The organism is Streptomyces avicenniae, from assembly GCF_000719135.1.
Classification (GTDB): Bacteria; Actinomycetota; Actinomycetes; order Streptomycetales; family Streptomycetaceae; genus Streptomyces; species Streptomyces avicenniae.
Map to the genome: position 1 here is coordinate 191,224 of NZ_JOEK01000004.1, position 24,518 is coordinate 215,741.

Here is a 24,518-nt window from a genome sequence, read left to right on the forward strand (position 1 = left end):
TGCCTTGATGTGCTTGGCAGTTCTTCCGGGGTGACGCGCGGGAATTCTGTCCGAGTTTGTCCCGCGCGTCGGTGTGGGTGGACGGGCGGCGCGTTTACGCGGCCCCAGGTCACGGCGTCGCGCGGGTCACCCGTAGCAGTGCCGGGTCCTCCGGCAGCAGGAGCCGTCCGGCGGCGAGCCGGGCCGCGATCAGCAGCGCCCCGGCAAGCGGTTGCCCGGCCGCCTCGCGCACGCGCGTACGGGGCAGGCGCCGCGTCAGTTCCTCGCGCAGCGGCCCCGACAGCGGCGCGCCGAGACCGGTCAGGCCGCCCGTGAGCGCCACTTCGCCGCCCTCGTCCGGCGGGCAGACGGCCGCGGCCGTGTCGGCGATCTCCTGCGCGGCGGCCCGCAGGATGCCGCGCGCCACCGGATCGGGCTCCGGCGCCGCGGCGCAGCGCGCCACCTCGGGCGCGAAGGACGCGAGGACGGCGGGCCGGTCGCTCCGCGGGTACAGGCGCCCCGGCAGTCCGGCCGCCGGGCCGAACAGCGCCTCGGCCCGCGCCAGCAGCGCCGCCGAGCCGCCGCTGCGGCCGTCGTGCGCCCGCAGCGCCGCCTCGAGACCCGCCCGCCCGATCCAGGCGCCGCCGCCGCAGTCGCCGAGCAGGTGGCCCCAGCCGTCCGCGCGCCGCCAGGCCGTCAGATCGGTGCCGAGCGCGATCAGCCCGGTGCCCGCCGCCACGACGGCGCCCGGACGTTCGCCGAGCGCCCCCGCGTAGCCCGTGACGGCGTCGGCGGCCAACGCGACCGTGCCCGCGCCCGCCTCGGCGCGCAGCGCTCCCGGCAGCCGCTCGCGCAACTGACCGCCGAGCGTCGCCATCCCGGCGGCCCCCATGCAGACGGCGGCCACCGGCGGCCTGCCGCCGGGCGCCGCGCCGTCCAGGAGGGCGCGCAGCGCCGGGAGCAGCAACTCCAGGAGATGCGCGGCGTCGATACCGCCCTCGCCGGTAGGCACCGGCGGCATGGTCAGCGGCTCACCGGCGGGCTCGGGCCCGCCGTCGGCGCCGATGCGCGCCAGGGCCACCCGCAGCCCCGAGCCTCCCGAGTCCACCCCCGCGACCCACGCCCGCGCGCCGGGGCGGACGCGGCTCACGGCAGCTTCCAGTCCACGGCCGCCGCGCCCTGCTCCTCCAGCAGCGTGTTGGCCCGGCTGAAGGGGCGTGAGCCGAAGAAGCCGCGGTCGGCCGACATCGGGGAGGGGTGCGCGGATTCCACGCTCGGTACGGAGCCCAGCATGGGTCGGAGGTTACGTGCGTCGCGGCCCCAGAGGATCGCCACCAGCGGCTTGCCACGCGCGGCGAGCGCCCGGATGGCCTGTTCCGTGACCTCCTCCCAGCCCTTGCCGCGATGCGCGCCCGGCCGCCTCGGGGCGGTGGTGAGGGCGCGGTTCAGCAGGAGGACGCCCTGCTGCGTCCAGGGCGTGAGGTCGCCCGTGGAGGGGCGGGGCAGGGCGAGGTCGGTGTGCAGTTCGCGGAAGATGTTCTCCAGGGAGCCGGGCAGCGGGCGCGTCTCGGGTGCCACGGAGAAGCTGAGCCCCACCGCGTGCCCTGGCGTCGGGTACGGGTCCTGACCGACGATCAGGACCCTTACCTCGTCGAAGGGTTGCTGGAAGGCGCGCAGGACGTTCGCCCCGGCGGGCAGGTACGTCCGCCCGGCCGCGATCTCCGCGCGCAGGAAGTCCCCCATGGCGGCGATGCGGTCGGCCACCGGGGTCAGAGCCGTGGCCCAGCCAGGCTCAAGGATCTCGTTCAAAGGTCGTGCAGCCACGGTCGGTCACCCTACTGGCGCAGCGCACGTCCCGTCCTCCCGGCACCTGCCCCGACGCCCCGTCAGGCCGCCCTGCGGTACTGGACGGGCAGCACGTCCGCCGACGCGCCAAGCTCCCTGGCCGCGCGCAGCGGCCAGTACGGGTCGCGCAGCAGCTGGCGTCCGAGCAGCACGGCGTCGGCCTCCCCCGCGGCCAGGATCTTCTCGGCCTGGCCCGGCTCGGTGATGAGCCCCACGGCGGCGACGGGCATGTCGGTCTCCGCCTTCACGCGCGCGGCGAACGGCACCTGGTAGCCGGGCGTGGACGGGATGCTGACGCCCGCCACGTTGCCGCCGGTGGAGACGTCGAGCAGGTCCACGCCGTGCGCGAGCAGGTCGGCCGCGAAGCGGACCGTGTCGTCCGGCGTCCAGCCGCCCTCGTCCAGCCAGTCGGTGGCCGAGATGCGGAAGAACAGCGGCAGGTCGTCGGGCCACACCGCCCGGACGGCGTCCACCACTTCGAGGGGGAAGCGCGTACGGCCCGCGTGGTCGCCGCCGTAGGCGTCGGTGCGGCGGTTGCTGACGGGGGAGAGGAACTGCGACAGCAGGTAGCCGTGCGCGCCGTGCAGCTCGGCGACCCGGAAGCCCGCGTCCAGCGCGCGGCGCGCGGCGTCGGCGAACTGCTCGGTGATCCGCGTCATCTGCGCCGTGGACAGCTCCTCGGGCACCGGGTGGCCCTCGGCGAACGGAAGCGGGCTCGCCGAGACGACCGGCCAGCCGCCCGCGTCCGCGCCGAGCGGCCCGCCGCCGTGCCACGGCCGGTCGTTCGACGCCTTCCGCCCGGCGTGGGCCAGCTGGATCCCGGGGACGGCGCCGTGCTCCGCCACCGACCGCGCGACGCGGCGCAGCGCCTCGGCCTGCCGCGCGTTCCACAGCCCCAGGTCGTACGGGCTGATCCGGCCCTCGGGGGCGACGGCGGTCGCCTCCAGCAGCACGAGGCCGGTGCCGCCGACCGCGCGCGAGGTGTAGTGGGTGTGGTGCCAGTCGGTCGCCGCGCCCGTGTCGGGGCCGGTGGGGGCCGCCGAGTACTGGCACATCGGGGCCATCCAGGCGCGGTTCGGGATGTGCAGCGACCGCAGGGGGAGCGGCTCGAAGAGCGTGCTCATGAAGGGTTCCTTCCGGTGACGGCCCCGCCCGGCCGACGGACTTCGTACGACAAGCATCGTACTATCCACGTCGCGCGACCGGCGGCTCGTACACTTGGCCCCATGACGCCCCCCACCGGCGCCGGTCCCGCGACCGGGCGGGATCTCGCCCACCCGGTCGGCGACGCCATCCGGCTCGACCAGGTCCTGCACGCGCTCGCCGACCCGGTGCGGCTGGCCATCGTCGCCGAGCTGGCGGCCGGACCTGGCGAGCCGCTGCCGTGCTCGGCGCTGCCCGTGCCCGTCGCCAAGTCCACGGCGACGCACCACTTCCGGGTGCTGCGGGAGAGCGGCGTGCTGCGCCAGTTCTACCGGGGCACCGCGAAGATGAACGAGCTGCGCGCCGCGGAGCTGGCGTCGCTCTTCCCCGGCCTGCTCGACGCCGTCGTCGGCGGCGCGGCCCTGGAGCGGGGACGGGACCGGGAGCGCGCGGCCACTGTCTGACCGCCCGCCCCCGCGCCCCTGCTCCTTTCTCAGCCGAGGCCGCGCATCCGGTCGATCTCCACCGACTGGTCGGCCATCATGTCGGTCGCCAACTGGGCGACGTCCCCGGCGTTCCCCGACGTCAGCAGCTCGGTCGCCATCGTGACCGCCCCCTCGTGGTGGGCGATCATCAGGTCGAGGAAGAGCGCGTCGAACTCCGCGCCGCGCGCCGCCGCCAGCGCGGCCAGCTCCTCCTCACTCGCCATGCCCGGCATGTCCCCGTGCCCCTCGGCGCCGTGGCCGCCGTGCCCGTCGTCCCCGCCGCTCCCGTCGTCGGCCCCCGTCCCGGCGTTCCGCGTGACCCAGGCGTCCATGACGTCGATCTCCGGCCCCTGCGCCGCCGCGACGCGGGCGGCGATCCGCCGCACTGCCTCGTCCTGCGCGTGCTCGGCCGCCAGCGCCGTCATGTCCAGCGCCTGCTGGTGGTGGACGGGCATCATGCGCATGAACGTGAAGTCCGCCGCGTTCGGCTCGGTGCCCTCGGCGGCCTGCTCCTGCGCCTCCTCCGGCGTGAGCGTCCGCGCGGGCTCACCCGGCCCTTCCGGGGCGATGACCTCCTGGGAGACGTCGCCGCCCGAGGCGCCGCCCGAGCCGTCCCCGTCCTCCGACGACCCTCCGGAACAGGCGGCGGTCAGCGCGAGGGCCAGCGCGGCGACGGTGAGAGCGGTGGTCCTGGCGATGCTGCGTGGCCTCAACGGTCCTCCTGTGAACGGTGTGTTGCCGGTCGCGGCAACTCTTTTGATATGTACATGGGATGGGCAGGTACGGGAGGATCTTTTTCTTTCCAGATCTGATCCGATCAATTCCGCCCGGCCACCGGGCGGGATGACAGGGAGGACGTGTGACCACGTTGCGCAGGGGCTCCATGCCCCGCCGACGACTCGGCGTGACAGCGGCCCTGGCCGGCCTGCTCGCCGCGCTCTGCCTCGCCGGCCCGGCGTCCGCCGTGCCGGGCCCGAGGGACTCCTCCGAGGGGACCGAGCAACTCGCCCGTACGGAAGGGGAACGGACCGAGGCCGCCATCGAGAGCGGCGAGATACCCGGCGTCGGGGAGATCGCCCACAGCGACAACATCACCCCGCTCGCCAACATCCCCCGCAGCGCCGCCCTGACGGGCACCAACTCCGACATCGCCTTCCAGGACCACTACGCCTTCGCGGGCAACTACGACGGCTTCGTCGTCTACGACATCCGCCGTCCCTCGTCGCCGCGGATCGTCAGCCAGGTCCTGTGCCCGGGCTCCCAGAACGACATCTCCGTCTCCGGCGACCTGCTCTTCCTGTCGGTGGACTCCTCGCGCAGCGACGACTCGTGCTCCAGCACGACGCTCCCGGCGTCCGACCCGGCCGCCTGGGAGGGCATCCGCGTCTTCGACATCAGCGACAAGCGCAACCCCGAGTACGTCGCCTCCGTCGAGACCGCGTGCGGCTCGCACACCCACACCGTCGTCCCCGAGCGCCGCGACGTGTGGGTCTACGTCTCGTCGTACTCGCCCAGCGCGGCGTTCCCCGACTGCCAGCCGCCGCACGACGGCATCTCCGTCGTCCGCGTCCCGCGCAGCCACCCCGAGCGCGCGGCGCTGACCAGCTTCGAGGTCGTCTTCCCCGACGGCGGCTTCCCCGGTGACAGCAACAGCTCCGCCACCTCGGGCTGCCACGACATCACCGCCTTCCCGGCCCTCGACCTCGCCGCCGGTGCCTGCATGGGCGACGGCGTCCTGTTCGACATCTCACGGCCCGACAGGCCCGAGGTCATCGACCAGGTGCAGGACGCCGAGCACTTCGCCTTCTGGCACTCGGCCACCTTCAGCCAGGACGGGCGCAAGGTCGTCTTCACCGACGAACTCGGCGGCGGCGGCGGGGCGATGTGCAACGAGGCCACCGGCGACGAGTTCGGCGCCGACGGCATCTACCACATCACCGGCCGCGGCGACCACCGGAAGCTGGAGTTCCAGAGCTACTTCAAGATCCCGCGCCACCAGGCCGACACCGAGAACTGCGTCGCCCACAACGGCTCGCTGATCCCGGTCAAGGGCCGCGACATCATGGTCCAGGCGTGGTACCAGGGCGGCGTCTCCGTCTGGGACTTCACCAACTCCCGGCGCCCCGTGGAGATCGGCTTCTTCGAGCGCGGCCCGATCACCGAGGACGTCCTGTCCTTCGGCGGCTCGTGGTCCGCGTACTACTACAACGGCCACATCTACTCGAACGACCAGGCGGGCCTCGACGTCCTGCGCATCGACGACCGGCGCACCGACCCGGCCGAGCGCGTACGGCTCGACGAGCTGAACGTGCAGTCCCAGCCCCGCTACCGCTGAGGCAGCACGAACGGTTCCTGGGCCCCGCCGGACGGTTCACCCTCCGGCGGGGCCCCCATCTCCCACTCCAGCCCGTACCGCGTGAACAGCTCGGCCCGCAGCCGGGCCAGCGGCATCGGCGCCCCCGGCAGCAGCTGCGCCACCACCGCGCCCATCAACAGCGCGCGCAGCAGCCGGTAGTCGGTCTCCGGGTCGGGCGCCCCGTAGCGCTCCACCGTGTCGCGCAGCAGGAACGCGAGCCGCTGCTGCTCCACGCACTGGATGAAGCCCGTCTGCTGCAACAGCCCCGCCATGTGCGCGCGCATCAGCACGGGGCGGCTCTGCGCCAGCCCCAGGACGGCGTCGATGGCGCGCGCCAGCAGCTCGCGCCCCGCGTCGGCGCCCGACGGTTCCGGCGCGCGCCGGAGCGCGTCCTCCAGCGTCAGATGCATGAGCCGGTGCACGGCCGACTGCAACAGCTGGTGTTTTCCCGAGAAGTAGTACGCGATGAGCCCGCGGGCCGAACCGGCGCGTTCGGCGATGTCTCCCAAGGTCGTGGCCTCGTAACCCCGCTCGGACACCAGGTCAACCGTCGCCCCCAGCAGCCGCTCGCGTGAGCGCCGACGCATCTCTTCATTGACCGATGCGCGTCGAGGCGACATGCTGGACTCCCGTTGACTGGCTCACAGTCAATATACTCAGCGGGCAACCGGGCCTCCGCGTGACCAGCGGGGTGTACCGGTGTGCGGTATCGGGCGGCGCGGGGGACCGCCCGATACCGCCGTCTTCGTCACACCCCCCTCACCTGCCGCCGCCCCGGGTGCCGCGCACCAGCGACAGCACCGGCCGCAGCCCGTCGGGCCGCCGCTCCACCGGCAGATGCTCCACCAGCCGCACGGCACACCCCAGCGCCTCCGCCCCGCCGTCCGCGCGCCGGTCGTCCCCCACCATCAGCGTCCGCCCGGGCGCCACGCCCAGCGCGGCGCAGGCGAGGGCGAAGATGCGCGGCGCTGGCTTCTGCACGCCGTGCTCGAACGACAGCACGTAGGCGTCCACGAGCGTGTCCAGCCCGTGGGCCCTGAACACCGGCCGCAGGTCCCAGCCGATGTTGCTCACCACCGCGACCGGTACGCCACGCTCCCGCAGGGCCCGCAGCACGTCCGCCGCGTCCGCGTACGGCCGCCACGCCTCCGGCTCCATGTGCCGGTCGTACAGCGCGTCGTACAGCTCGGGCACCGGGAGCGGCACGCGCCGGGCCAGCGCCGTGTATGTCGCGCGATGACGGTCCGCGTCACGGTCGCGCTCCGCCCACAGCTCCGCCAGGGCGGGCGGCAGCGCGCCCGGCGCCTGCCCGCCGGGCAGCGCGCCCGCCTCCTCCAGGGCCCCGGCCAGCCGCTCCGCCTCCGCGCCCGGCAGCGTGACGCCCACGCGGCCGAGCGCCGCGCCGAGCCACGAGACGGCGGGCTCGACGCGCATCAGCGTGCCGGAGAAGTCGAAGAGGACGGCCTCCGCCGCCGCGTCAGGCACCCAGCGCCCGCAGTCCCGGGGCGAAGGCCACCAGCAGCGGCACGAACGGCAGCAGCGTCGCCGCCGCCGTCAGCCGCGCCCTGCGCGCCGTCGTCAGCCGCCCGGCGGGGCTCAGCAGCCGGTGCACCCGCTGCGGCACGTGCGCGTGGTGCGACGTCAGGGCGAAGACGCCCCTGTCCTCGTTCAGTTCGACGAGTGCCAGCGCCGTCGTCAGCCTCCCGAAGCGGCGTGACGCCACGTCGTCCGCGGCCAGCTCGACCAGCCGGTGCACCTGCTGCTCGAACGCGGCGAAGACCGGCACCCGGCGAAAACCGTTCGCCAGCGCCCCGGCGCAGTTGAGGAGCCAGTGGTGCCGGGCGCGCACGTGGCCCTGCTCGTGGGCCAGGACGGCGTCGAGCTGCCGCCCCTTCAGCCGCCGCAGCGCCCCCGAGGTGATCACGAGGCGCAGCGGCGTGCCGGGCAGCAGCCAGGCGCCCGGCCGGTCGTCCTCCAGCACGACGAGGCGGTCGCCCGGCTCCGTCTCCTCGCCGGGCAGCCGGGGGGAGCGGGCCAGCAGGTCGGCGCGCGCCTTGCGGCGGCGCAGGCGGGCGTGCCGGATCTCACGGGTCAGCATGACGGCCGTCCAGGCGCCCCCGGCGGCCAGCACGACGGCGGTGACGGCCGCCCACCAGCTGTCGTCGGAGTGCAGCGCGTACGCGTCGATGACGCCCGCGGGGGCCGGTGCGAAGACCTGCCCGCGTACCGCGTGCCAGGCCGCCGCGCCGGAAAGGATCATCGCGAGCACGCAGCACATCAGCACGGCGGCCACGACGCACTGCCACACCCACAGTGCGAGCACCGGCTCCCGGTCGGGCCAGGACCAGCGGGCCAGGAGGCGCGGCGCCGTCGCCGCCGTGAGCCCGCCGAGCAGCAACAGCGCGATGGCGATCACCATGCCGTCAGCCTAGAGCCAGCGGGGGGCGGGCGGGAAGCCGGAGCCGTCCTCACAGCGAGAGCAGCATCACGGCCATCCCGGCGGCCAGGGCCAGTCGGCAGGCGGCCGTCACCTCGGGCGCGGCGACCGCGCCCCGTGCGCCGCTCCCGACGCGCACCGCGCCCGCCCCCGCGTCCGTGCCTGCCGCGCCGGGGAGCAGCAGCGGCCCGCAGCGCAGCGCGTACAGAACGAAGTACGCCAGCAGCCCGCCCGTCAGCACGGGAGTACCGGCGGGCCCGTGCGCCCCACCGTGCCCGCCGCCTGACGCCATGGCCACCGCCATGTACACCATGGCCAGGCCCTCGACCACGTGGTGCGTCCGGTGCGGGACGCCCGACGCGAGCAGCAGCCCGGACCACAGCGCCACCGCCCCGGAGACGGCCCCCAGCGCGAGCGCCACAGCGGCGGTGGCGGGCAGCGCGGGCAGCGCCATGACCCCCATCAGAAGCCCCATCGCCGCCTCAGCGCCCGCAGCCTGCCGTACCGCGCCCACCGCGCCGCGCATACGCAGCAGGCAGTACGCGCCCGTCCCCCCGCACAGCGCCACCAGCAGCCAGCCGACCAGCACCGGCCCGTGCATCGCCCACCTCCCGCGCCGCCGCGCCCCGCCCAGGCCCGGTACCTGCCCGGTACGGGGCGGCGGCCGGTGGAGCGCAAGGGGGCGCGGTGGTGCACGGCGACTACCATCCGGGGGTATGACGACGCGCCCGCTGACGTTCCGCGATGCCACCGAGTCCGACATACCCGCCGTGGTGGAACTGGTCGAGTCCGCCTACCGTGGCGAGGCCAGCCGGGCCGGGTGGACCACCGAGGCGGACATCCTCGACGGGCAGCGCACCGACCCCGAAGGCGTCCGCGACGTCCTGCGCGCCGACGGCAGCCGCCTGCTGACCGTCGAGGACGGCGACGGGCTCGCGGCCTGCTGCCACATCGCGCGCCGCGACGAGGGCGGCACGGTCGCCGCCTACTTCGGCATGTTCGCCGTCCGGCCGGGGCTCCAGGGCGCGGGGATCGGCAGGAGCGTCCTGGCCGAGGCCGAGCGCCGCGCCGCCGCCGAGTGGGGCGCCGCGCGCATGGAGATGACGGTGATCACCGTCCGGGACGACCTCATCGCCTGGTACGAGCGCCGCGGCTACGCCCGCACCGGCCGCACCAGCCCCTTCCCGTACGGCGACGAGCGCTTCGGCGTGCCGCTGCGCGCCGACCTGGAGTTCGAGGTGCTGGTCAAGCCGCTCGGCTGACCGCCCGCACGACGCCCGGCGTGTCCGTCACCACGCCGTCCAGCCCCAGGTCCCGCACGCGCGCCAGGTCGTCCGCCGTGTTGACCGTCCAGGCGATCACGCGCAGCCCCGCGCCGTGCGCGCGGGAGACCACGTCCGCGTCGAGCCTCGCCAGCTCGCAGGAGATCATCCCGGCGCCCAGCGCCACCGCCCGCTCGGGCGCGGTGTCCGTGGACCTGCCCGTCACCAGCGCGAGCGGCATGTCGGGCAGCAGCCCGCGCACCTCGCGCAGCGCCGCGTCGTGGAACGAGATGACGGTGACCCGGCCGCCCAGCCCCAGCCGCTCGATCTCGCCCACCAGCGCACGGGCCGCCGCCCGGTCCTTGATCTCCGCCTGGAGCGGCGCCCCCACCGCCTCCGCCGCCTCGGCGAACAGCGGCACGCGCTCGCCGAGGCCCGCGTCGAGCGCGCGCAGCTCGGCGAGCGTGAGGTCGCCGATGCGCCCCGAGCCGTCCGTCGTGCGGTCCACGGTCGCGTCGTGCATCACCACCAGCGCGCCGTCCTTGCTCAGGTGCACGTCCAGCTCGACCGCGCCGACGCCCGCCGCCTCCGCCCGCCGGAAGGAGCGCAGGGTGTTCTCCGGCTCGACGGCCATCAGTCCCCGGTGTCCGACGCTCAGCAGCGGCATGCGGTCAGCGTAGACCGGCGCCCGGCGGCACCGGTTGAACAGGGAATCTTCTCCGGATACCGTGAGGTGATACGGGAAAATCTTCTGTGGAGGGTGGGTCATGACGGAAACTTTCGCGTCCAGCGCCGTGCGGGACGGCGGTGCGGCGGCCGACGACGTGGTGGCGCACCCCGCCTGGACCACGCTGAAGCAGGCCGTCGAGGCGATCCGTCCCGCCCAGTCCGCGGACGGCTCCATCGACTTCTCCGCCGACGGCGCCCCCACCCGCGCCGCGACACGGGACCTGATCGACCGCGTCGTCCACGCCGTCGGCGCGCTGTCGCCGCTGCTCCCGCACGACGCGGACTACCACCGCGCCCTCGCCGCCGACCTGCGCCGCTGGGCCGACGACGGCTTCGGCGTCCCCGACTTCCTCGACTCGCTGCTCGCCTTCCGGCCCGCCGCCCACCGCGCCGACGGCCGCCGCCACCTCGTCGTCTTCCCCATGTACACGCAGAACGGCAACCCGGACCGCAACCTGGAGGCCGTCGTCCTGCGCGTCGTCTGGCCCGACTGGCTCGCCGACCTGGAGCGCACCCGCTACGACAACCCGATGTTCCTCGGCATCACCTTCGAGGACTTCACCGCCGGGTACGACACCGACTCGGCCGTCCTGTTCCCCGAGACCATCGCCGTGCGCGAGGCGCCGGAGCGGTTCACCTGGGGCGGCATCTTCTGCGACCGCGAGGCCGCCCGCTTCCGCCGCGTCGCCGGGGCCGCCCGCGACGTCACCGGCCTGCGGCTGCCCGAGGACGCCGAGGGCCTGCTCACCGACCAGCGGCGCGCCCAGGAGACGTTCGTCCTGTGGGACATGATCCACGACCGCACCCACAGCCACGGCGACCTGCCGTTCGACCCGTTCATGATCAAACAGCGCCAGCCGTTCTGGATGTACGGCCTGGAGGAGCTGCGCTGCGACCTCACCGCCTTCCACGAGGCGGGACTCCTGGCCGCCGAGGGCCGCCCGCAGGGCCGCGACGTCCAGTACGCCGTCCTCCTCGACCGGATCTTCCGCTTCCCGGTCACCGGCGCGCGCGTGCGCAACTACGACGGGCTCGGCGGCCAGCTCCTGTTCGCCTACCTCCACCGGCACGACGCCCTGCGCTGGACGGACAACCGCCTGCGCATCGACTGGGACCGCGCCCGCGAGGTCACGGCGCGGCTGCGCGAGGAGATCGAGACGCTCTACCGCCTCGGCATCGACCGGCCCAAGCTCGTCCACTGGTTCAAGGCCTACGAGCTGGTCTCCACCTACCTCGCGCCGCATCCCGGCTCCGCCTGGGCCAAGGGCTCCGACGCCCTCGACCTCACGCTGCCGCCCCGCAAACTCGTGGACGCCGTGCTGCCCGACGAGTTCCCGCTGAGCCTGTTCTACGAGGCCCTCGCCAAGAAGCTGCGCGGCGTCGTCGCGTCCACGCGCGGCATCACGGCCGGGACGCCCGAGGCGCAGGCCGCGTGAACGACGCCGCCGGGCACGGCATCATGGACCCCGACGGAGAGGCGGCGATCATGGACGCGACGCAGGACGGCACCCGTACGGCAGGCACGCTCCGCGGCGCCGTCGTCGCCGTGGCGGGCGCGGGCGGCCCGGCGGGACAGGCCGCCCTGCGCGCCCTGGCGGCGGCCGGGGCGACCGTCGCGGGCGCCGACGCGGACGCCGTACGGCTCGCCGAGGCCGTGGCCGCCGCACGCGAGGCCCGGCCGGGCGCCACCGTCACCGGCGCCACCGTGGACCTCCTCGACCCCGACGCCACCCGCGACTGGGCCGCGCGCACCGAGCGCGAGCACGGACGCGTGGACGGCCTCGTCCACCTCGTCGGCGGCTGGCGCGGCTCCCGGACGTTCGCGGCGACCGACCTCGCGGACTGGGACCTCCTGCACGGCCTGCTCATCCGCACCGTCCAACACACCTCGCTCGCCTTCGAGGCCCCCCTCGCCCGCAGCGGCGACGGCCGCTTCGTCCTCGTCAGCGCCGCCGGGGCCTCCCGCCCCACCGCCGGGAACGCCGCCTACGCCGCCGCCAAGGCCGCGGCCGAGGCGTGGACCCTCGCCCTCGCCGACAGCTTCCGCAAGGCGGCCCCGCCCGACGGCCCGCCCCCGGCCGCCGCGACCGTCCTCGTCGTCAAGGCCCTGCTGACCGACGCCCAGCGCGCCGAGCACCCCGAGCGCGCGTTCCCCGGCCACACCCATGTAAGCGACCTCGCCGACGCCATCGCCGCGCAGTGGTCGCAGCCCACCGCAGACGTGAACGGAACCCGCCAGTGGCTCACCCCCCGACCGTGACGACCGACGCCCGCCGCCACCACGATCCGCAGCGGCGCGGCTTCGCCAGCGACAACTACGCGGGCGTCCACCCCGAGATCCTCGAAGCCCTCGCCCTCGCCAACGGCGGCCACCAGCCCGCGTACGGCGCCGACGACTACACCGCGCACCTCCAGGACGTCTTCCGGGCCCACTTCGGCCCCCGGGCCGAGACGTACCCGGTGTTCAACGGGACGGGCGCCAACGTCGTCGCGCTCCAGGCGGTCACCGACCGCTGGGGCGCCGTCATCACGCCCGCGAGCGCCCACGTCAACACCGACGAGTGCGGCGCGCCGGAACGCGTCGGCGGCCTCAAGCTCCTCACCGTGCCCGCCCCTGACGGCAAGCTGACCCCCGAACTCGTCGCCCGCGAGGCGTGGGGCTTCGCCGACGAGCACCGCGCCATGCCGCAGGCCGTCTCCCTCACCCAGTCCACCGAACTGGGCACCCGCTACACCCCCGAGGAGATCCGCGCCGTCAGCGACGCCGCGCACGAGCACGGCCTCGCCGTCCACATGGACGGCGCCCGCCTCGCCAACGCCGCCGCGTCCCTCGGTGTCCCGCTCGCCGCCCTCACCACCGACGCGGGCGTGGACGTCCTCTCCTTCGGCGGCACCAAGAACGGCCTCCTGTTCGGCGAGGCCGTCGTCGTCCTCACCCCGGGCGCCGTGCGCGGCATGGCGCACCTGCGCAAGCTGTCGATGCAGCTCGCCTCCAAGATGCGCTTCGTCTCGGTGCAGTTCGAGGCGCTGCTCGCCGGTGACCTGTGGCTGCGCTCCGCCCGCGCGGCCAACGCCATGGCCGCCCGGCTCGCCGCGGGCGCCCGCGCCGTGGACGGGGTGGAGGTCCTCCGCCCCGTCGAGGCCAACGCCGTCTTCGCCAGGCTGCCCCACGACGCCGCGGAACGCCTCATGAAGCGCCACCGCTTCTACTTCTGGGACGAGCCCGCGGGCCACGTCCGCTGGGTCTGCTCCTTCGACACGACGGAGCAGGACGTGGACGGGTTCCTCGACGCGCTCCGCGAGGAGATGGCCCGCTGAGGCCGCCCGCGCGCCGTCAGCCGACCGCGGCCGGCGGCGGCGCGCTGCCGCCCAGGTGCGCCGGGAGCCACCAGGTGTCCTCCGGGCCCCGCGGCTCCGCCGGATACGCGCGCTGCGCCCCGTCGAGCAGCTCCTCCATACGCTCCCGCAGCCGCCGGGTGATCCGCATCGCGTACTCCTCGCGGCTCGCCTCGATCGGCTCCCCGACGCGGATCGTCACCGGGAAGTGGTGGCGGCCGAAGTCCCGCTTCCTGCCCTTGGTCCACAGCCGCTGCGTGCCCCACAGGGCCATCGGCAGCAGCGGCACACCGGCCTCCTGCGCCATGCGCGCGGCGCCCGACTTGAACTTCTGGAGCGTGAACGAGGGGGAGATCGTCGCCTCGGGGAAGACGCCCACGATCTCGCCCTTCTTCAGCGCGCCCACCGCCAGGTTGAAGGCGCCCTCGCCCTGCGCCCGGTCCACGGGTATGTGCTTCATGCCGCGCATCAGCGGGCCCGACACCTTGTGCCGGAAGACCGACTCCTTCGCCATGAAACGCACCAGCCGCTTCGCCGGACGCGCGGCGAAACCGGCGAACACGAAGTCGAGATAGCCGATGTGGTTGCTCACCAGCACGGCGCCGCCCCGGCGCGGCACATGGTCGCTGCCGTCCACGTCGAGACGCAGGTCCAGCGCCTTGAACATGGTCCGCGCGACGGCGACGACCGGCGGGTATACGAACTCTGCCATGCGGGGAGTGCCCTTCTTCCATGCGGGGGACCTACGCAACCGTAACTTGCGGCGTCGCTGGATCGTGCCCGAAAGGCGGCCGGATCACCACCCCTCGCGCCGATACCCGCCGATACCGCCCCGACACCGGGAATGAACGCACCGTGAGCCCGCTTGACGAGGGGACGGCCCCGGCGCGCGGGGCGGCGCCACGGCGCGGCGGAGGAGAGGACGACCCCATGGACGGACGGCGGCTCACGGCGGCGGACCTCGACGTGGCGGCGCTCGGCCGCCGCGCCACGCTGGTCCAGTTCTCCTCGGCCTTCTGCCGCCCCTGCCACGCCACCCGCCGGGTGCTGGCGGAGGTGGCCGCCATGGTCGAGGGCGTCGCCCACGCGGAGATCGACGCCGAGTCGCGCCTCGACCTCGTCCGCGACCTCGGCGTGACCGCGACCCCCACCGTCCTCGTCCTCGACGCGGCGGGACGCATCGTCCGGCACGCCACGGGGCAGCCGCGCAGGGCGGACGTGATCGCCGCGCTCGGGGCGGCGGTCACCGGCTGACACGGCCGGGTCCGACCGGTGCGCGGAGAGCCACGTCACAGTGCGGCATGCTTGCGCGCGGGGGATACCCTTGGATGTACTGGCGAGTAACAAGCTGGGCCGATCGTCGTGGCGCCCCGGGCGCGGACGGGGTGGAAGGGCCGGCTGTGCGGATCGACTGCAGGAGGAACCGGCGTGAGTCTGAGGATCGTTGTCTGTGTGAAGTACGTGCCCGACGCCACCGGTGACCGGTCCTTCGCCGAGGACCTGACCACCGACCGCGACGCCGTGGACGGGCTGCTGTCCGAGCTCGACGAGTACGCCGTCGAGCAGGCCCTCCAGATCGCCGAGGCCACGGAGGGCGCCGAGGTCACCGTCCTCACCGCGGGCCCCGAGGACGCCGCCGACGCGCTGCGCAAGGCCCTGTCCATGGGCGCCGACAAGGCCGTCCACGTCGAGGACGACGACCTGCACGGCACCGACGTGCTCGGCACCTCGCTCGTCCTCGCCAAGGCCGTCGAGCACATCGGCTACGACCTGGTGGTCTGCGGCATGGCCTCGACGGACGGCGGCATGGGCGTCCTGCCCGCCCTGCTCGCCGAACGCCTCCGGGTCCCGCAGGTCACGCTGCTGTCCGAGGTCTCCGTCGCCGACGGCAAGGTCACCGGCCGCCGCGACGGCGACGCCGCCACCGAACGCCTCCAGGCGTCGCTGCCCGCCGTCGTCTCGGTCACCGACCAGTCGGGGGAGGCCCGTTACCCCTCCTTCAAGGGGATCATGGCGGCCAAGAAGAAGCCGGTCGAGAACCTCGACCTGGAGGACCTGGACATCGAGGCGGAGCAGGTCGGCCTCGCGGGCGCCGCGACCGCCGTGCTGTCGGCCACCGAGCGCCCGGCACGCACGGCGGGCGAGATCGTCCACGACGAGGGCGAGGGCGGCAAGCTGCTGGCCGCGTTCCTCGCCGGGCGCAAGTTCGTCTGACGCGCCGCAGCCCGCCCGCACGTTCCCACGGAGGAGACCGCACGCCATGACCGAAGTCCTCGTCCTCGTCGATCACGAGAACGGCACCGTCCGCAAGCCCACGCTCGAACTCCTCACCCTCGCCCGCCGCCTGGGCGACCCGGTCGCCGTCCACCTCGGCCCCGGCGCCGACATTGCCGCGCCGGTCCTCGCCGAGCACGGCGCCACCCGCGTCCTCGCCGCCGACGCCCCCGAGTTCGCCGACTACCACCTCGTGCCGAAGGTGGACGCGCTCCAGGCCGCGTTCGACGCGGTCGGCCCGGCCGCCGTCCTGGTGCCCTCCTCGGGCGAGGGCAAGGAGATCGCCGCCCGGCTCGCCCTGCGCACCGGCTCAGGGCTCGTCACCGACGCCGTGGACATCGCCCCGGGCGACGACGGCCCGGTCACCACGCAGTCGGCGTTCGCCGCCGCCTACTCCACCACCTCACGCGTGACCAGGGGCGTCCCCGTCGTCACGGTGAAGCCCAACTCGGCGACGCCAGAGGCCGCCCCCGCCGCTGGCACCGTCGAGGAACTGGCCGTCACGTTCGGCCCGCTCGCCACCGGCACCGCCGTCGTCTCCCGCGCCCCGCGCGAGTCCACCGGCCGCCCCGAACTGGCCGAGGCGGCCATCGTCGTCTCCGGCGGGCGCGGCGTGGGCAGCGCGGAGAGCTTCTCCGTCATCGAGGACCTCGCCGACGCGCTCGGCGCCGCCGTCGGCGCCTCCCGCGCCGCCGTGGACGCGGGCTGGTACCCGCACGCGCACCAGGTCGGCCAGACCGGCAAGACCGTCTCCCCGCAGCTGTACCTCGCCGCCGGGATCTCCGGCGCGATCCAGCACCGCGCCGGGATGCAGACGTCGAAGACGATCGTCGCCGTCAACAAGGACGCCGAGGCCCCGATCTTCGAGCTGGTGGACTACGGCGTCGTCGGCGACCTCTTCGCGGTCGTCCCCGCCTTGACCGAGGAGATCAAGGCCCGCAAGGGCTGACCTCCCCGTCGGCCCGCCCGCCCCGGGCGGGCCGACGCGCCAGGACCGCGTACGAACGGGAGCCCGCCGCATGCCGCAGCCCGAACGGATCGCCACCACCCTGCCCCCGTCCGCGTCCGCAGCCGTCGGCGCGGAACTCGCCGCCGTGGACGCCGACCTGGCCCGCCGCTACCCCGGCGACCCCGGCACCCGCCAGCCCGTCCACACCGTCTACGTCCCGGCCGACCGCCTCACCGACGGCACCCCGCGCGCCTGGGGCGACGCCGCCCTCGCCCTCCTCGACCGGCACGCCCCGGGACCCGACGCGCTCGCCGCCGTCCTCGGCCTCCCCGCCGACCTCGCCGCGCCCGTCCACGACCGCGTCCGCGCCAAGCTCGTCCGCGAGCCCGTCGAGGACCTGCGCATCGACTTCGAGGACGGCTACGGCAACCGGCCCGACGCCGAGGAGGACGCCGACGCCGCCCGCGCCGCCCGCCTGCTGGCCCGCGCCGTCGCCGACGGCAGCGCCCCGCCGTACGCCGGGATCCGCCTCAAGAGCCTCGAAGCCCCCGTCCGCGACCGCGGCATCCGCACCCTCGACATCTTCCTCACCACGCTCCTGGACGCGGGCCCGCTCCCGGCCGGGCTCCACCTCACGCTCCCGAAGACCGGCTACGCCGAGCAGGTCGCCGCCATGGCCGGGCTCTGCGCCCGCTTCGAGGAGGCCACCGGCCTGCCCCCCGGCCGCCTGCGCTTCGAGATCCAGATCGAGACGACCCAGGCCGTGCTCGGCGCCGACGGCCGCGCCACCGTCGCCCGCATGATCGACGCCGCCGGTGGCCGCGTCACCGGCCTGCACTACGGCACGTTCGACTACAGCGCCGCCTGCCAGGTCAGCGCCGCCCACCAGTCCGCCGACCACCCCGCCGCCGACCACGCCAAGGCCGTCATGCAGGCCGCGGCTGCGGGCACCGGCGTGCGGCTCAGCGACGGCTCCACCAACGTCCTGCCCGTCGGCCCCACCGACCGCGTCCACCACGCCTGGCGCCTGCACCACGCCCTCGTACGCCGCGCCCTCGCCCGCGCCTTCTACCAGGGCTGGGACATGCACCCGGGACACCTCCCCACCCGCTACGCCGCCGTCTACGCCTTCTACCGCGAAGGGCTGCCCGCCGCCGCGTCACGCCTCGCCGCCTGGACCGGCGGCGACGGCACCGGCGGCGTCCTGGACGAACCCGCCACCGCCCGCGCGCTCAGCGGCTTCCTCCTGCGCGGCCTCGACTGCGGCGCCCTGGACACCGCCGAGGTCACCGCGGCCTGCGGCCTCGACCGCTCCCACCTGCACACCCTCGCGGGACGCACGTCGCGCACCTCACCCTGACCGGACTGGACAATCCGGGGACGGACGGATCAGGCTTCGTCCTCATGACCACTGATCTTGTCGCCGCCGTGGACATCGGCGGTACGAAAATCGCCGGTGCGCTCGTGGACGGCACCGGCGAACTGCTCCACCGCGTCCAGCGCCCGACCCGCGCCGCGGAGTCGGCCGCGAACGTGCTGGGCGCCCTCACCGAGGTGGTCACCGCCCTGACCGCGCACGCGCTGTGGCCGCGCGTCGCCGCCGTGGGCGTCGGCAGCGCCGGGCCCGTGAACGCCCGCACCGGCACCGTCAGCCCGGTCAACATCGCCGCCTGGCGCGACTTCCCCCTCGTCGCGCGCATCACCGACACCGCCGGCCCGCTGCCCGTCACCCTGGTCGGCGACGGCGCCGCCATCGCCGCGGGCGAGCACTGGCGCGGCGCCGCGCGCGGCCGGACGAACGCGCTGTGCATGGTCGTCTCCACCGGCGTCGGCGGCGGCCTCATCCTCGACGGGAAGCTGCGCCCAGGACCGACCGGCAACGCCGGGCACATCGGCCACATCAGCGTGGACTTCGACGGCGAGCTGTGCCCCTGCGGCGGCCGTGGCTGCGTCGAACGCATCGCCAGCGGCACCAACATCGCCCGCTACGCCCTCGCCTCCGGCTGGCGTCCCGGCGGGGACGGCGACACCACGGCCGCCGGTGTCGCGGTCGCCGCCGCCGCGGGCGACCCGGTCGCGCGCGAGGCGTACGAACGCGCCGCCCGCGCGCTGGCGGCGGGCATCGCCGCGACCGCCACCCTGGTCGAGATCGAGACCGTCGTGGTGGGCGGCGGCGTCGGCCAGGCGGGCGACGTCCTGTTCGCCCCGCTGCGCCGGGCCCTGACCGGTTACGCCACCCTGCCGTTCGTCCGCGGCCTTGAGGTCGTCCCCGCCGAACTGGGCACCGACGCGGGCCTCGTGGGCGCCGCCGCGGCCAGCTGGCAGTCGGACACGTTTTCGGGACGGGCACAAGTGGGCAACTGATTCACGGCGGATGAAGGAGGGGGCCACGTGATCATCTGGCTGAACGGTGCGTCCGGTGCGGGCAAGGGCGCGGTGGCCGCGGAACTCGTCGGGCTGCTGCCCGGCAGCGCCCTCTTCGACCCCGGGGTGGTCGGCGACGGCCTGCGCGCCCTGCTCCCCGAGCGGCGGCTCGCCGAGGTGGGCGACGTGCAGGACCTCCCGGCGTGGCGCCGCCTCGTCGTGGACACGGCGACCGCCCTCCTCGCCGAGCTGCCGGGGCCGCTCGTCGCGCCCATGACGCTGCTGCGCCAGGAGTACCGCGACGAGATCTTCGGCGGGCTCGCCACCCGCAGGATCGCCGTGCAGCACTTCCTGCTCGACGGGGAGGAAACGTTCCGGCACGCCCGGATCGACGAATGCGCCGCCGTGGACGGCGAGGCGGCCCGCGGGCGTGGGCCCGGCCTGCTGCCCGGCGCCACGACGGCGTTGTCCTGGCTCGCCGCGGACACCCACCGGCTCGACACCTCGGGGCTCACCCCGCGCGAGGCGGCCGTCCTGCTCGCCGAGGCGGTCGGCCGGGGCGACGGCCTGTGTCCCATCGTGCAGACGCCGCCGCCCCGCGCGGAGACCCTCGCCGCCGGGGTGCTGTTCTTCGACGACCAGGACCGCGTGCTCCTCGTCGATCCGACCTACAAGCCAGGCTGGGAGTTCCCCGGCGGCGTCGTGGAGCCGGGGGAGCCGCCCGCCCGCGCGGCCGTCCGTGAGGTCGCCGAGGAACTGGGCCTGCACCTCGCCCAGGAGCCGCCGCTGCTCGTCGTGGACTGGGAGCCGCCCCGCCCGCCCCGCTACGGCGGCCTGCGGCTGCTGTTCGACGGCGGCAGGCTGGACGCGGACCGGGTGGGCGGCCTGCTGCTGCCGGGCGAGGAACTGCGCGGCTGGCGGTTCGCCGCCGAGGACGAGGCGGAACAGATGCTGTCGCCCGGACGGTTCGCCAGGCTGCGCTGGGCGCTGCGGGCGCGGGCCGAGGGGCGCGCGCTCAACCTCCAGGCGGGCGTGCCGGTCGGCGTCTGACGCGCCGCCGGATCGCGGAGCGCACCCGGGCGATCTAGCGTTACCGGTGATGGCCCCGGACCGGGGAAGGCCCCCTCCGTGAGCGGTGACCGCGATGCGCATACCGGAGTACGTACCGGACCCCGCCGACGAACGGCGCGGCTGGACCGTCCATGCCGTGCTCGGCACGGCGGGCGCCGCGCTCGTCCTCGGCGTCTCGCTCGTCCTCGCCCCCGACGGCGGCCCCACCGCCGACGCGGGGCCCCCGCCGCAGCCCTCCGGCGCGGCGAGCCCCGGCGCGGCCGGGACCTCGGGCGACGTCCTGGAGCCGCTGCCGCCCGCCGTGCCGACGTGGGTCTCCGTGCCCGCCATCGGCGTGGACGCGCCGCTCACCCCCGTCGGGCTCGACCCCGAGGGGTGGATCGAGTCGCCGCCCGAGGACGTCCCGGGCCTCGCCGGGTGGTACCGGGACGGCACGTCGCCCGGCGCGGACGGCACGGCCGTCGTCGTCGGCCACGTGGACAACGCCGCGGGCCCCGCCGTCTTCTACGGCCTCGGCGCGCTCGCGCCGGGCGACCGCATCGAGGTCGTCCGCGAGGACGGCCGCGCGGCGGGCTTCACGGTCTACGACATCGCCGTCTACGACAAGGCCGACCTTCCCGCGCACGTCTACCGGGCCACGGGCCAGGCGGAGCTGCGCCTCATCACCTGCGGCGGGAGCTTCGACGCGGACCAGGGGTACGAGGGGAACGTCGTGGTCTTCGCGCGCATGTCGGACGCCGGGTGACCCCGATGGCCTCGCGGAATAACCCGTTTGTCCCGCTTCGGAGGGTGTGGGTGGTTCTGTCGGCCTAGGGTCGCGGTGCGGGGCGACGCACTTCGACAGAGGGAGCCATTCCGATGAGCACACTGCGTACCGCGCTGGCCGGCGCCGGGCTGGGAGCGATCCTGCTGGGCGCGGCGGCACCCACCGCGTCGGCGCTGATACCCGCGCAGTCCACGGCGTTCGGCTTCAGCGTCTCCCCGACCAGCGTCCAGCCCGGCGGCACGGTCACCCTGACCGTCACCGGCTGCACCGACTCCGACGCCTTCGCCGAGTCCGCCGTCTTCGACCGCGTCAGCCTCGGCTCCGCGGGCCAGACCCAGACGGCCAGGACCGCCGTGGACTCCGACGCCCGTGTCGGAGCCCAGTACGACGTCGTGTTCACCTGCGGCTCTGAGATCGGCACCGCGACGCTGACCATCGCCGCGTCGCCGTCGCCGACCCCCACAGCGACGGCGACGGCGACCGCCACGGCCACCGCGACCGCCACAGCGACGGCGAGCGCCACGACGCTGCCCTCGCGCGGCGCGCAGGCCGGTGTCGGCGGCACGCAGGAGGACGGCGGCGGGAACGGCAGCGTGATCCTGCTGGCCGGTGCCGGGATCACCGCACTCGCGGCGGCGGGCGCCGCGTTCGCCTTCAGAGGACGCACCGGCCGGGGCCACTGAGCCCGCGGCGACAGGCCGTCAGGCCGGGGCGTTCACCGCGTAGCGCTGGAGGAACAGCGCCTCGGCCACCGCCATACGCTCCAACTCCTCGGGGGACACGCTCTCGTCCACCGCGTGGATCTGCGCGGACGGCTCGCTCAGCCCGATCAGCAGGATCTCGGCATCCGGGTACAGGCCGTGCAGCGTGCTGGTCAGCGGGATCGAACCCCCCTGGCCCACCACCGCCATCTCCGCCCCGTCGTAGGCGTCCCGCATCGCGGTGGCCATCGAGGCGTAGGCGGGGCTGGTGGTGTCGGCGCTGAACGCCTCGCCCTCACCGGTCGGCCGCACCTCCACCCGCGCGCCCCACGGCGCGCGGGCCGTGAGGTGCGCGGCCAGCAGGTCGCTCGCGGCGCCCGCCGCCGTCCCCGGCGGCACCCGCAGGCTCACCAGCGCCTCCGCGCGGGCCTGCACCGAGGGCGTGGCGCCGACGACCGGCGGGCAGTCGATGCCGAGCACCGTCACGGCGGGCCGGGCCCACACCCGGTCGGCCACGGTCCCCGAGCCGATCAGCTCGACCCCGTCGAGCACCTTCGCGTCCGCGCGGAACGTCTCCTCCGGGTACTGCGTCCCCTGCCACACGCCGTCGGCCGCCAGGCCGTCCACGGTCGTCGAACCGTCCTCGGCGCGCAGCGAGTCCAGCATCCTGATCAGCGCCGCCAGGGCGTCGGGCGCGGCGCCGCCGAAGGCGCCCGAGTGCAGGTTCCCCGCCAGCGTGTCCACCCGGACGCGCACCATGGCCATCCCGCGCAGCATCGCCGTCACCGTGGGCACGCCGACGCGGAAGTTGCCCGTGTCGCCGACGACGATCGCGTCGGCGGCCAGCAGCTCCGGGTGCGCCTCCGCGTACTGCTCCAGACCGCTGGTGCCCTGCTCCTCCGAGCCCTCCACGATCACCTTCACGCCCACCGGGACGCCGCCCGACGCACGCAGCGCGCGCAGGGCCAGCAGGTGCATCAGCACGCCGCCCTTGCAGTCCGCCGCCCCCCGTCCGTACCAGCGCCCGTCGCGCTCGGTGAGGCTGAACGGGGGAGTGGTCCAGGCGGCCTCGTCCAGCGGCGGCTGCACGTCGTAGTGCGCGTACAGCAGCACGGTCGGCGCACCCGTGGGGCCGGGCAGGTGACCGTAGACGGAGGAGGTGCCGTCCGGCGTCTCCAGCAGGGCGACGTCCGCGAAGCCCTCGGCCCGCAGCGCGGCGGCGATCCACTCCGCCGCGCCGAGGCACTCGCTCGCCGGGTACTGCGCGGGGTCGGCGACGGACCGGTAGGCCACCAGCTCCGTCAACTCCTCCTTGGCCTGCGGCATCAGCGCGGCGACGGCGGCAGAGATCGCGGCATGCTGGGCACTGTGCTCCATGGGACGCTCCTTGTGCGGGCACGCGGGCGGCCATGAGGACCGGAACGACGAGGCGTGCCGTCGAACGGGAATGCGTCCGATGATCCCACAGCCGTCGTCCGCGCCCGGGGCTGCGTAGGATGCCCAGCGGTGACCGACGGACGGAACACAGCGGGGAGCTACAGCACATCGTGACCAGTGAAGACGGAGCCGGGACCAGTGAGGTGTGGGACGTCGTCGTCGTGGGCGCCGGTCCCGCCGGAGCCTCCGCCGCACGTGCCGCCGCCGAGGCGGGACGCCGGGTCCTGCTGCTGGAGAAGGCGGAGCTGCCGCGCTACAAGACCTGCGGCGGCGGCATCATCGGCCCCTCGCGGGACGCGCTGCCCCCCGGCTTCGAACTCCCGCTGCGCGACCGGGTGCACGCGGTCACGTTCTCGCTGAACGGCAGGCTGACCCGCACCCGCCGCTCCAAGCGGATGCTCTTCGGCCTCGTGAACCGCCCGGAGTTCGACCAGCGCCTCGTCGAGGCCGCCGTCAAGGCGGGCGCCGAACTGCGCACCGGCGCCGCCGTGTCACGCGTCGAGCAGCACGGTCCCGCCGTGCCCGACCGCCGTACGGTCGCGGTCGTCCTGGCGGGTGGCGGGACACTGCTCGCCCGCGCCGTCGTCGGTGCGGACGGGAGCGCCAGCCGCATAGGAGCGCACGTCGGGGTGCGCGTCGGGCAGGTCGATCTGGGGCTTGAGGCCGAGATCCCCGTGCCGCCCGAGGTGGCGGAGGACTGGCGGGGCCGCGCGCTGATCGACTGGGGCCCGCTGCCCGGCTCCTACGGCTGGGTCTTCCCGAAGGGGGACACGCTGACCGTCGGCGTCATCTCCGCGCGGGGCGAGGGCGCCGCGACCAAGCGCTACCTGGAGGACCTGACGGCGCGCGTCGGCCTCTCGGGCTTCGAGCCGTCCATCTCCTCGGGGCACCTCACCCGCTGCCGCACCGACGACTCGCCGCTGTCGCGCGGCCGGGTCCTGGTCTGCGGCGACGCGGCGGGGCTGCTGGAGCCGTGGACGCGCGAGGGCATCTCGTTCGCGCTGCGCTCGGGGCGGCTCGCCGGGCAGTGGGCGGTCCGGATCGCGGAGGCGGGCGACGCCGTGGACGCCCGGCGGCAGGCGCTCAACTACACGTTCGCCATCAAGAGCGGCCTCGGCGTGGAGATGGGGGTCGGGCGGCGGCTGCTGACGATCTTCTCGCAGCGGCCCAGGCTGCTGCACACCACGCTCATCGGCTTCCGCCCGGCGTGGACCGCGTTCGCGCAGATCACGCGGGGCTCCACGACGCTGGCGGGGATCGTGCGCTCGCATCCGGTGGCCCGCCGGGCGCTCGCCGCGCTGGACAAGGCACCGGCGGAGACGCCAGGGCCCGAAGGCGACGCGGCGGCGGAGCCGGGACGCGCCTGACGGCGAGCGGGTCCGGT

General features: G+C 75.1%; 26 protein-coding genes. 15 read left to right on the plus strand and 11 right to left on the minus strand.

Going from position 1 to position 24,518, the window contains the following annotated elements; all coding sequences use genetic code 11:
• Positions 1-109: 109 nt before the first annotated feature.
• From IF27_RS09520 to IF27_RS09530, 3 genes are all read right to left on the minus strand, one after another.
• Entirely contained in the window at positions 110-1,129 is a 1,020-nt protein-coding gene (locus tag IF27_RS09520; RefSeq protein ID WP_052848992.1) for an N-acetylglucosamine kinase, read from the minus strand.
• Positions 1,126-1,803, minus strand: coding sequence for a uracil-DNA glycosylase (locus IF27_RS09525; protein WP_052848993.1), 678 nt, complete (start codon positions 1,801-1,803; stop codon positions 1,126-1,128). The genes IF27_RS09520 and IF27_RS09525 overlap by 4 nt, the downstream gene beginning before the upstream one ends.
• 62 nt (positions 1,804-1,865) lie before the next feature.
• Positions 1,866-2,948, minus strand: coding sequence for an NADH:flavin oxidoreductase/NADH oxidase (locus IF27_RS09530; protein ID WP_052848994.1), 1,083 nt, complete (start codon positions 2,946-2,948; stop codon positions 1,866-1,868).
• A 102-nt stretch (positions 2,949-3,050) separates the two neighbouring features.
• Between IF27_RS09530 and IF27_RS09535 the strand changes: the two genes are divergently transcribed.
• Complete coding sequence (locus tag IF27_RS09535; protein ID WP_052848995.1) at positions 3,051-3,431, plus strand: ArsR/SmtB family transcription factor; 381 nt, start codon at positions 3,051-3,053, stop codon at positions 3,429-3,431.
• A gap of 29 nt (positions 3,432-3,460) precedes the next feature.
• On the opposite strand, the gene IF27_RS09540 is transcribed toward IF27_RS09535, so the two are convergent.
• Positions 3,461-4,165: a DUF305 domain-containing protein gene (locus tag IF27_RS09540; RefSeq protein ID WP_223290978.1), complete on the minus strand. Its 705-nt coding sequence runs from the start codon at positions 4,163-4,165 to the stop codon at positions 3,461-3,463.
• Positions 4,166-4,335: 170 nt separating this feature from the next.
• On the opposite strand from IF27_RS09540, the gene IF27_RS09545 reads away from it, so the two are divergent.
• Positions 4,336-5,787, plus strand: a complete 1,452-nt coding sequence (locus IF27_RS09545; RefSeq protein WP_052848996.1) for an LVIVD repeat-containing protein — start codon at positions 4,336-4,338, stop codon at positions 5,785-5,787.
• On the opposite strand, the gene IF27_RS09550 is transcribed toward IF27_RS09545, so the two are convergent.
• The 4 genes from IF27_RS09550 to IF27_RS09565 all read right to left on the minus strand — a co-directional run bounded on the left by IF27_RS09550 (position 5,778) and on the right by IF27_RS09565 (position 8,846).
• Complete coding sequence (locus IF27_RS09550) at positions 5,778-6,428, minus strand: TetR/AcrR family transcriptional regulator (protein ID WP_052848997.1); 651 nt, start codon at positions 6,426-6,428, stop codon at positions 5,778-5,780. The genes IF27_RS09545 and IF27_RS09550 overlap by 10 nt on opposite strands.
• A gap of 139 nt (positions 6,429-6,567) precedes the next feature.
• Positions 6,568-7,293, minus strand: a complete 726-nt coding sequence (locus IF27_RS09555; RefSeq protein WP_223290979.1) for an HAD family hydrolase — start codon at positions 7,291-7,293, stop codon at positions 6,568-6,570.
• Complete coding sequence (locus IF27_RS09560) at positions 7,286-8,227, minus strand: M56 family metallopeptidase (RefSeq protein ID WP_052848998.1); 942 nt, start codon at positions 8,225-8,227, stop codon at positions 7,286-7,288. Before IF27_RS09560 ends, IF27_RS09555 begins: the two co-directional genes overlap by 8 nt.
• 49 nt (positions 8,228-8,276) lie before the next feature.
• Positions 8,277-8,846, minus strand: a complete 570-nt coding sequence (locus IF27_RS09565) for a DUF5134 domain-containing protein (RefSeq protein ID WP_052848999.1) — start codon at positions 8,844-8,846, stop codon at positions 8,277-8,279.
• A 115-nt stretch (positions 8,847-8,961) separates the two neighbouring features.
• On the opposite strand from IF27_RS09565, the gene IF27_RS09570 reads away from it, so the two are divergent.
• On the plus strand, positions 8,962-9,507 hold the full coding sequence (locus tag IF27_RS09570) for a GNAT family N-acetyltransferase (RefSeq protein WP_052849000.1): 546 nt from the start codon (positions 8,962-8,964) through the stop codon (positions 9,505-9,507).
• On the opposite strand, the gene IF27_RS09575 is transcribed toward IF27_RS09570, so the two are convergent.
• Positions 9,491-10,174, minus strand: coding sequence for a glycerophosphodiester phosphodiesterase (locus IF27_RS09575; RefSeq protein WP_052849001.1), 684 nt, complete (start codon positions 10,172-10,174; stop codon positions 9,491-9,493). The genes IF27_RS09570 and IF27_RS09575 overlap by 17 nt on opposite strands.
• Positions 10,175-10,274: 100 nt before the next feature.
• Between IF27_RS09575 and IF27_RS09580 the strand changes: the two genes are divergently transcribed.
• From IF27_RS09580 to IF27_RS09590, 3 genes are read left to right on the plus strand one after another with little or no spacing between them, the layout of a single operon-like run.
• The gene (locus IF27_RS09580; protein WP_052849002.1) at positions 10,275-11,672 is read left to right on the plus strand and encodes a DUF6421 family protein; all 1,398 of its coding nucleotides are present in this window, start codon (positions 10,275-10,277) and stop codon (positions 11,670-11,672) included.
• Between the two features lie 50 nt (positions 11,673-11,722).
• Positions 11,723-12,496, plus strand: a complete 774-nt coding sequence (locus tag IF27_RS09585) for an SDR family NAD(P)-dependent oxidoreductase (RefSeq protein ID WP_052849082.1) — start codon at positions 11,723-11,725, stop codon at positions 12,494-12,496.
• Positions 12,475-13,554 (plus strand): threonine aldolase family protein, encoded by a 1,080-nt coding sequence (locus tag IF27_RS09590; RefSeq protein ID WP_052849003.1) that lies wholly within the window; start codon positions 12,475-12,477, stop codon positions 13,552-13,554. The genes IF27_RS09585 and IF27_RS09590 overlap by 22 nt, the downstream gene beginning before the upstream one ends.
• Before the next feature lie 16 nt (positions 13,555-13,570).
• Here IF27_RS09590 and IF27_RS09595 read toward each other — a convergent pair whose 3' ends face one another.
• A complete protein-coding gene (locus tag IF27_RS09595; protein ID WP_052849004.1) occupies positions 13,571-14,284 on the minus strand; it encodes a lysophospholipid acyltransferase family protein in 714 nt (237 codons plus the stop codon).
• A gap of 218 nt (positions 14,285-14,502) precedes the next feature.
• Between IF27_RS09595 and IF27_RS09600 the strand changes: the two genes are divergently transcribed.
• From IF27_RS09600 to IF27_RS30940, 8 genes are all read left to right on the plus strand, one after another.
• Positions 14,503-14,826, plus strand: a complete 324-nt coding sequence (locus IF27_RS09600; RefSeq protein ID WP_052849005.1) for a TlpA family protein disulfide reductase — start codon at positions 14,503-14,505, stop codon at positions 14,824-14,826.
• A gap of 174 nt (positions 14,827-15,000) precedes the next feature.
• A complete protein-coding gene (locus IF27_RS09605) occupies positions 15,001-15,786 on the plus strand; it encodes an electron transfer flavoprotein subunit beta/FixA family protein (protein ID WP_052849006.1) in 786 nt (261 codons plus the stop codon).
• A 46-nt stretch (positions 15,787-15,832) separates the two neighbouring features.
• Complete coding sequence (locus IF27_RS09610) at positions 15,833-16,795, plus strand: electron transfer flavoprotein subunit alpha/FixB family protein (protein WP_052849007.1); 963 nt, start codon at positions 15,833-15,835, stop codon at positions 16,793-16,795.
• 70 nt (positions 16,796-16,865) lie between these two features.
• A complete protein-coding gene (locus tag IF27_RS09615; RefSeq protein WP_052849008.1) occupies positions 16,866-18,155 on the plus strand; it encodes a DUF6986 family protein in 1,290 nt (429 codons plus the stop codon).
• A 44-nt stretch (positions 18,156-18,199) separates the two neighbouring features.
• Positions 18,200-19,159, plus strand: coding sequence for an ROK family protein (locus IF27_RS09620; RefSeq protein ID WP_052849009.1), 960 nt, complete (start codon positions 18,200-18,202; stop codon positions 19,157-19,159).
• A gap of 27 nt (positions 19,160-19,186) precedes the next feature.
• Positions 19,187-20,209, plus strand: coding sequence for an NUDIX hydrolase (locus IF27_RS09625; protein ID WP_052849010.1), 1,023 nt, complete (start codon positions 19,187-19,189; stop codon positions 20,207-20,209).
• Positions 20,210-20,303: 94 nt separating this feature from the next.
• Positions 20,304-20,975, plus strand: a complete 672-nt coding sequence (locus tag IF27_RS09630) for a class F sortase (protein ID WP_110945731.1) — start codon at positions 20,304-20,306, stop codon at positions 20,973-20,975.
• 113 nt (positions 20,976-21,088) lie between these two features.
• A complete protein-coding gene (locus tag IF27_RS30940) occupies positions 21,089-21,679 on the plus strand; it encodes a hypothetical protein (RefSeq protein WP_052849011.1) in 591 nt (196 codons plus the stop codon).
• An 18-nt stretch (positions 21,680-21,697) separates the two neighbouring features.
• Here IF27_RS30940 and IF27_RS09640 read toward each other — a convergent pair whose 3' ends face one another.
• The gene (locus IF27_RS09640; protein WP_052849012.1) at positions 21,698-23,074 is read right to left on the minus strand and encodes a dipeptidase; all 1,377 of its coding nucleotides are present in this window, start codon (positions 23,072-23,074) and stop codon (positions 21,698-21,700) included.
• A gap of 119 nt (positions 23,075-23,193) precedes the next feature.
• On the opposite strand from IF27_RS09640, the gene IF27_RS09645 reads away from it, so the two are divergent.
• On the plus strand, positions 23,194-24,501 hold the full coding sequence (locus tag IF27_RS09645) for a geranylgeranyl reductase family protein (protein ID WP_052849013.1): 1,308 nt from the start codon (positions 23,194-23,196) through the stop codon (positions 24,499-24,501).
• Positions 24,502-24,518: the final 17 nt, after the last annotated feature.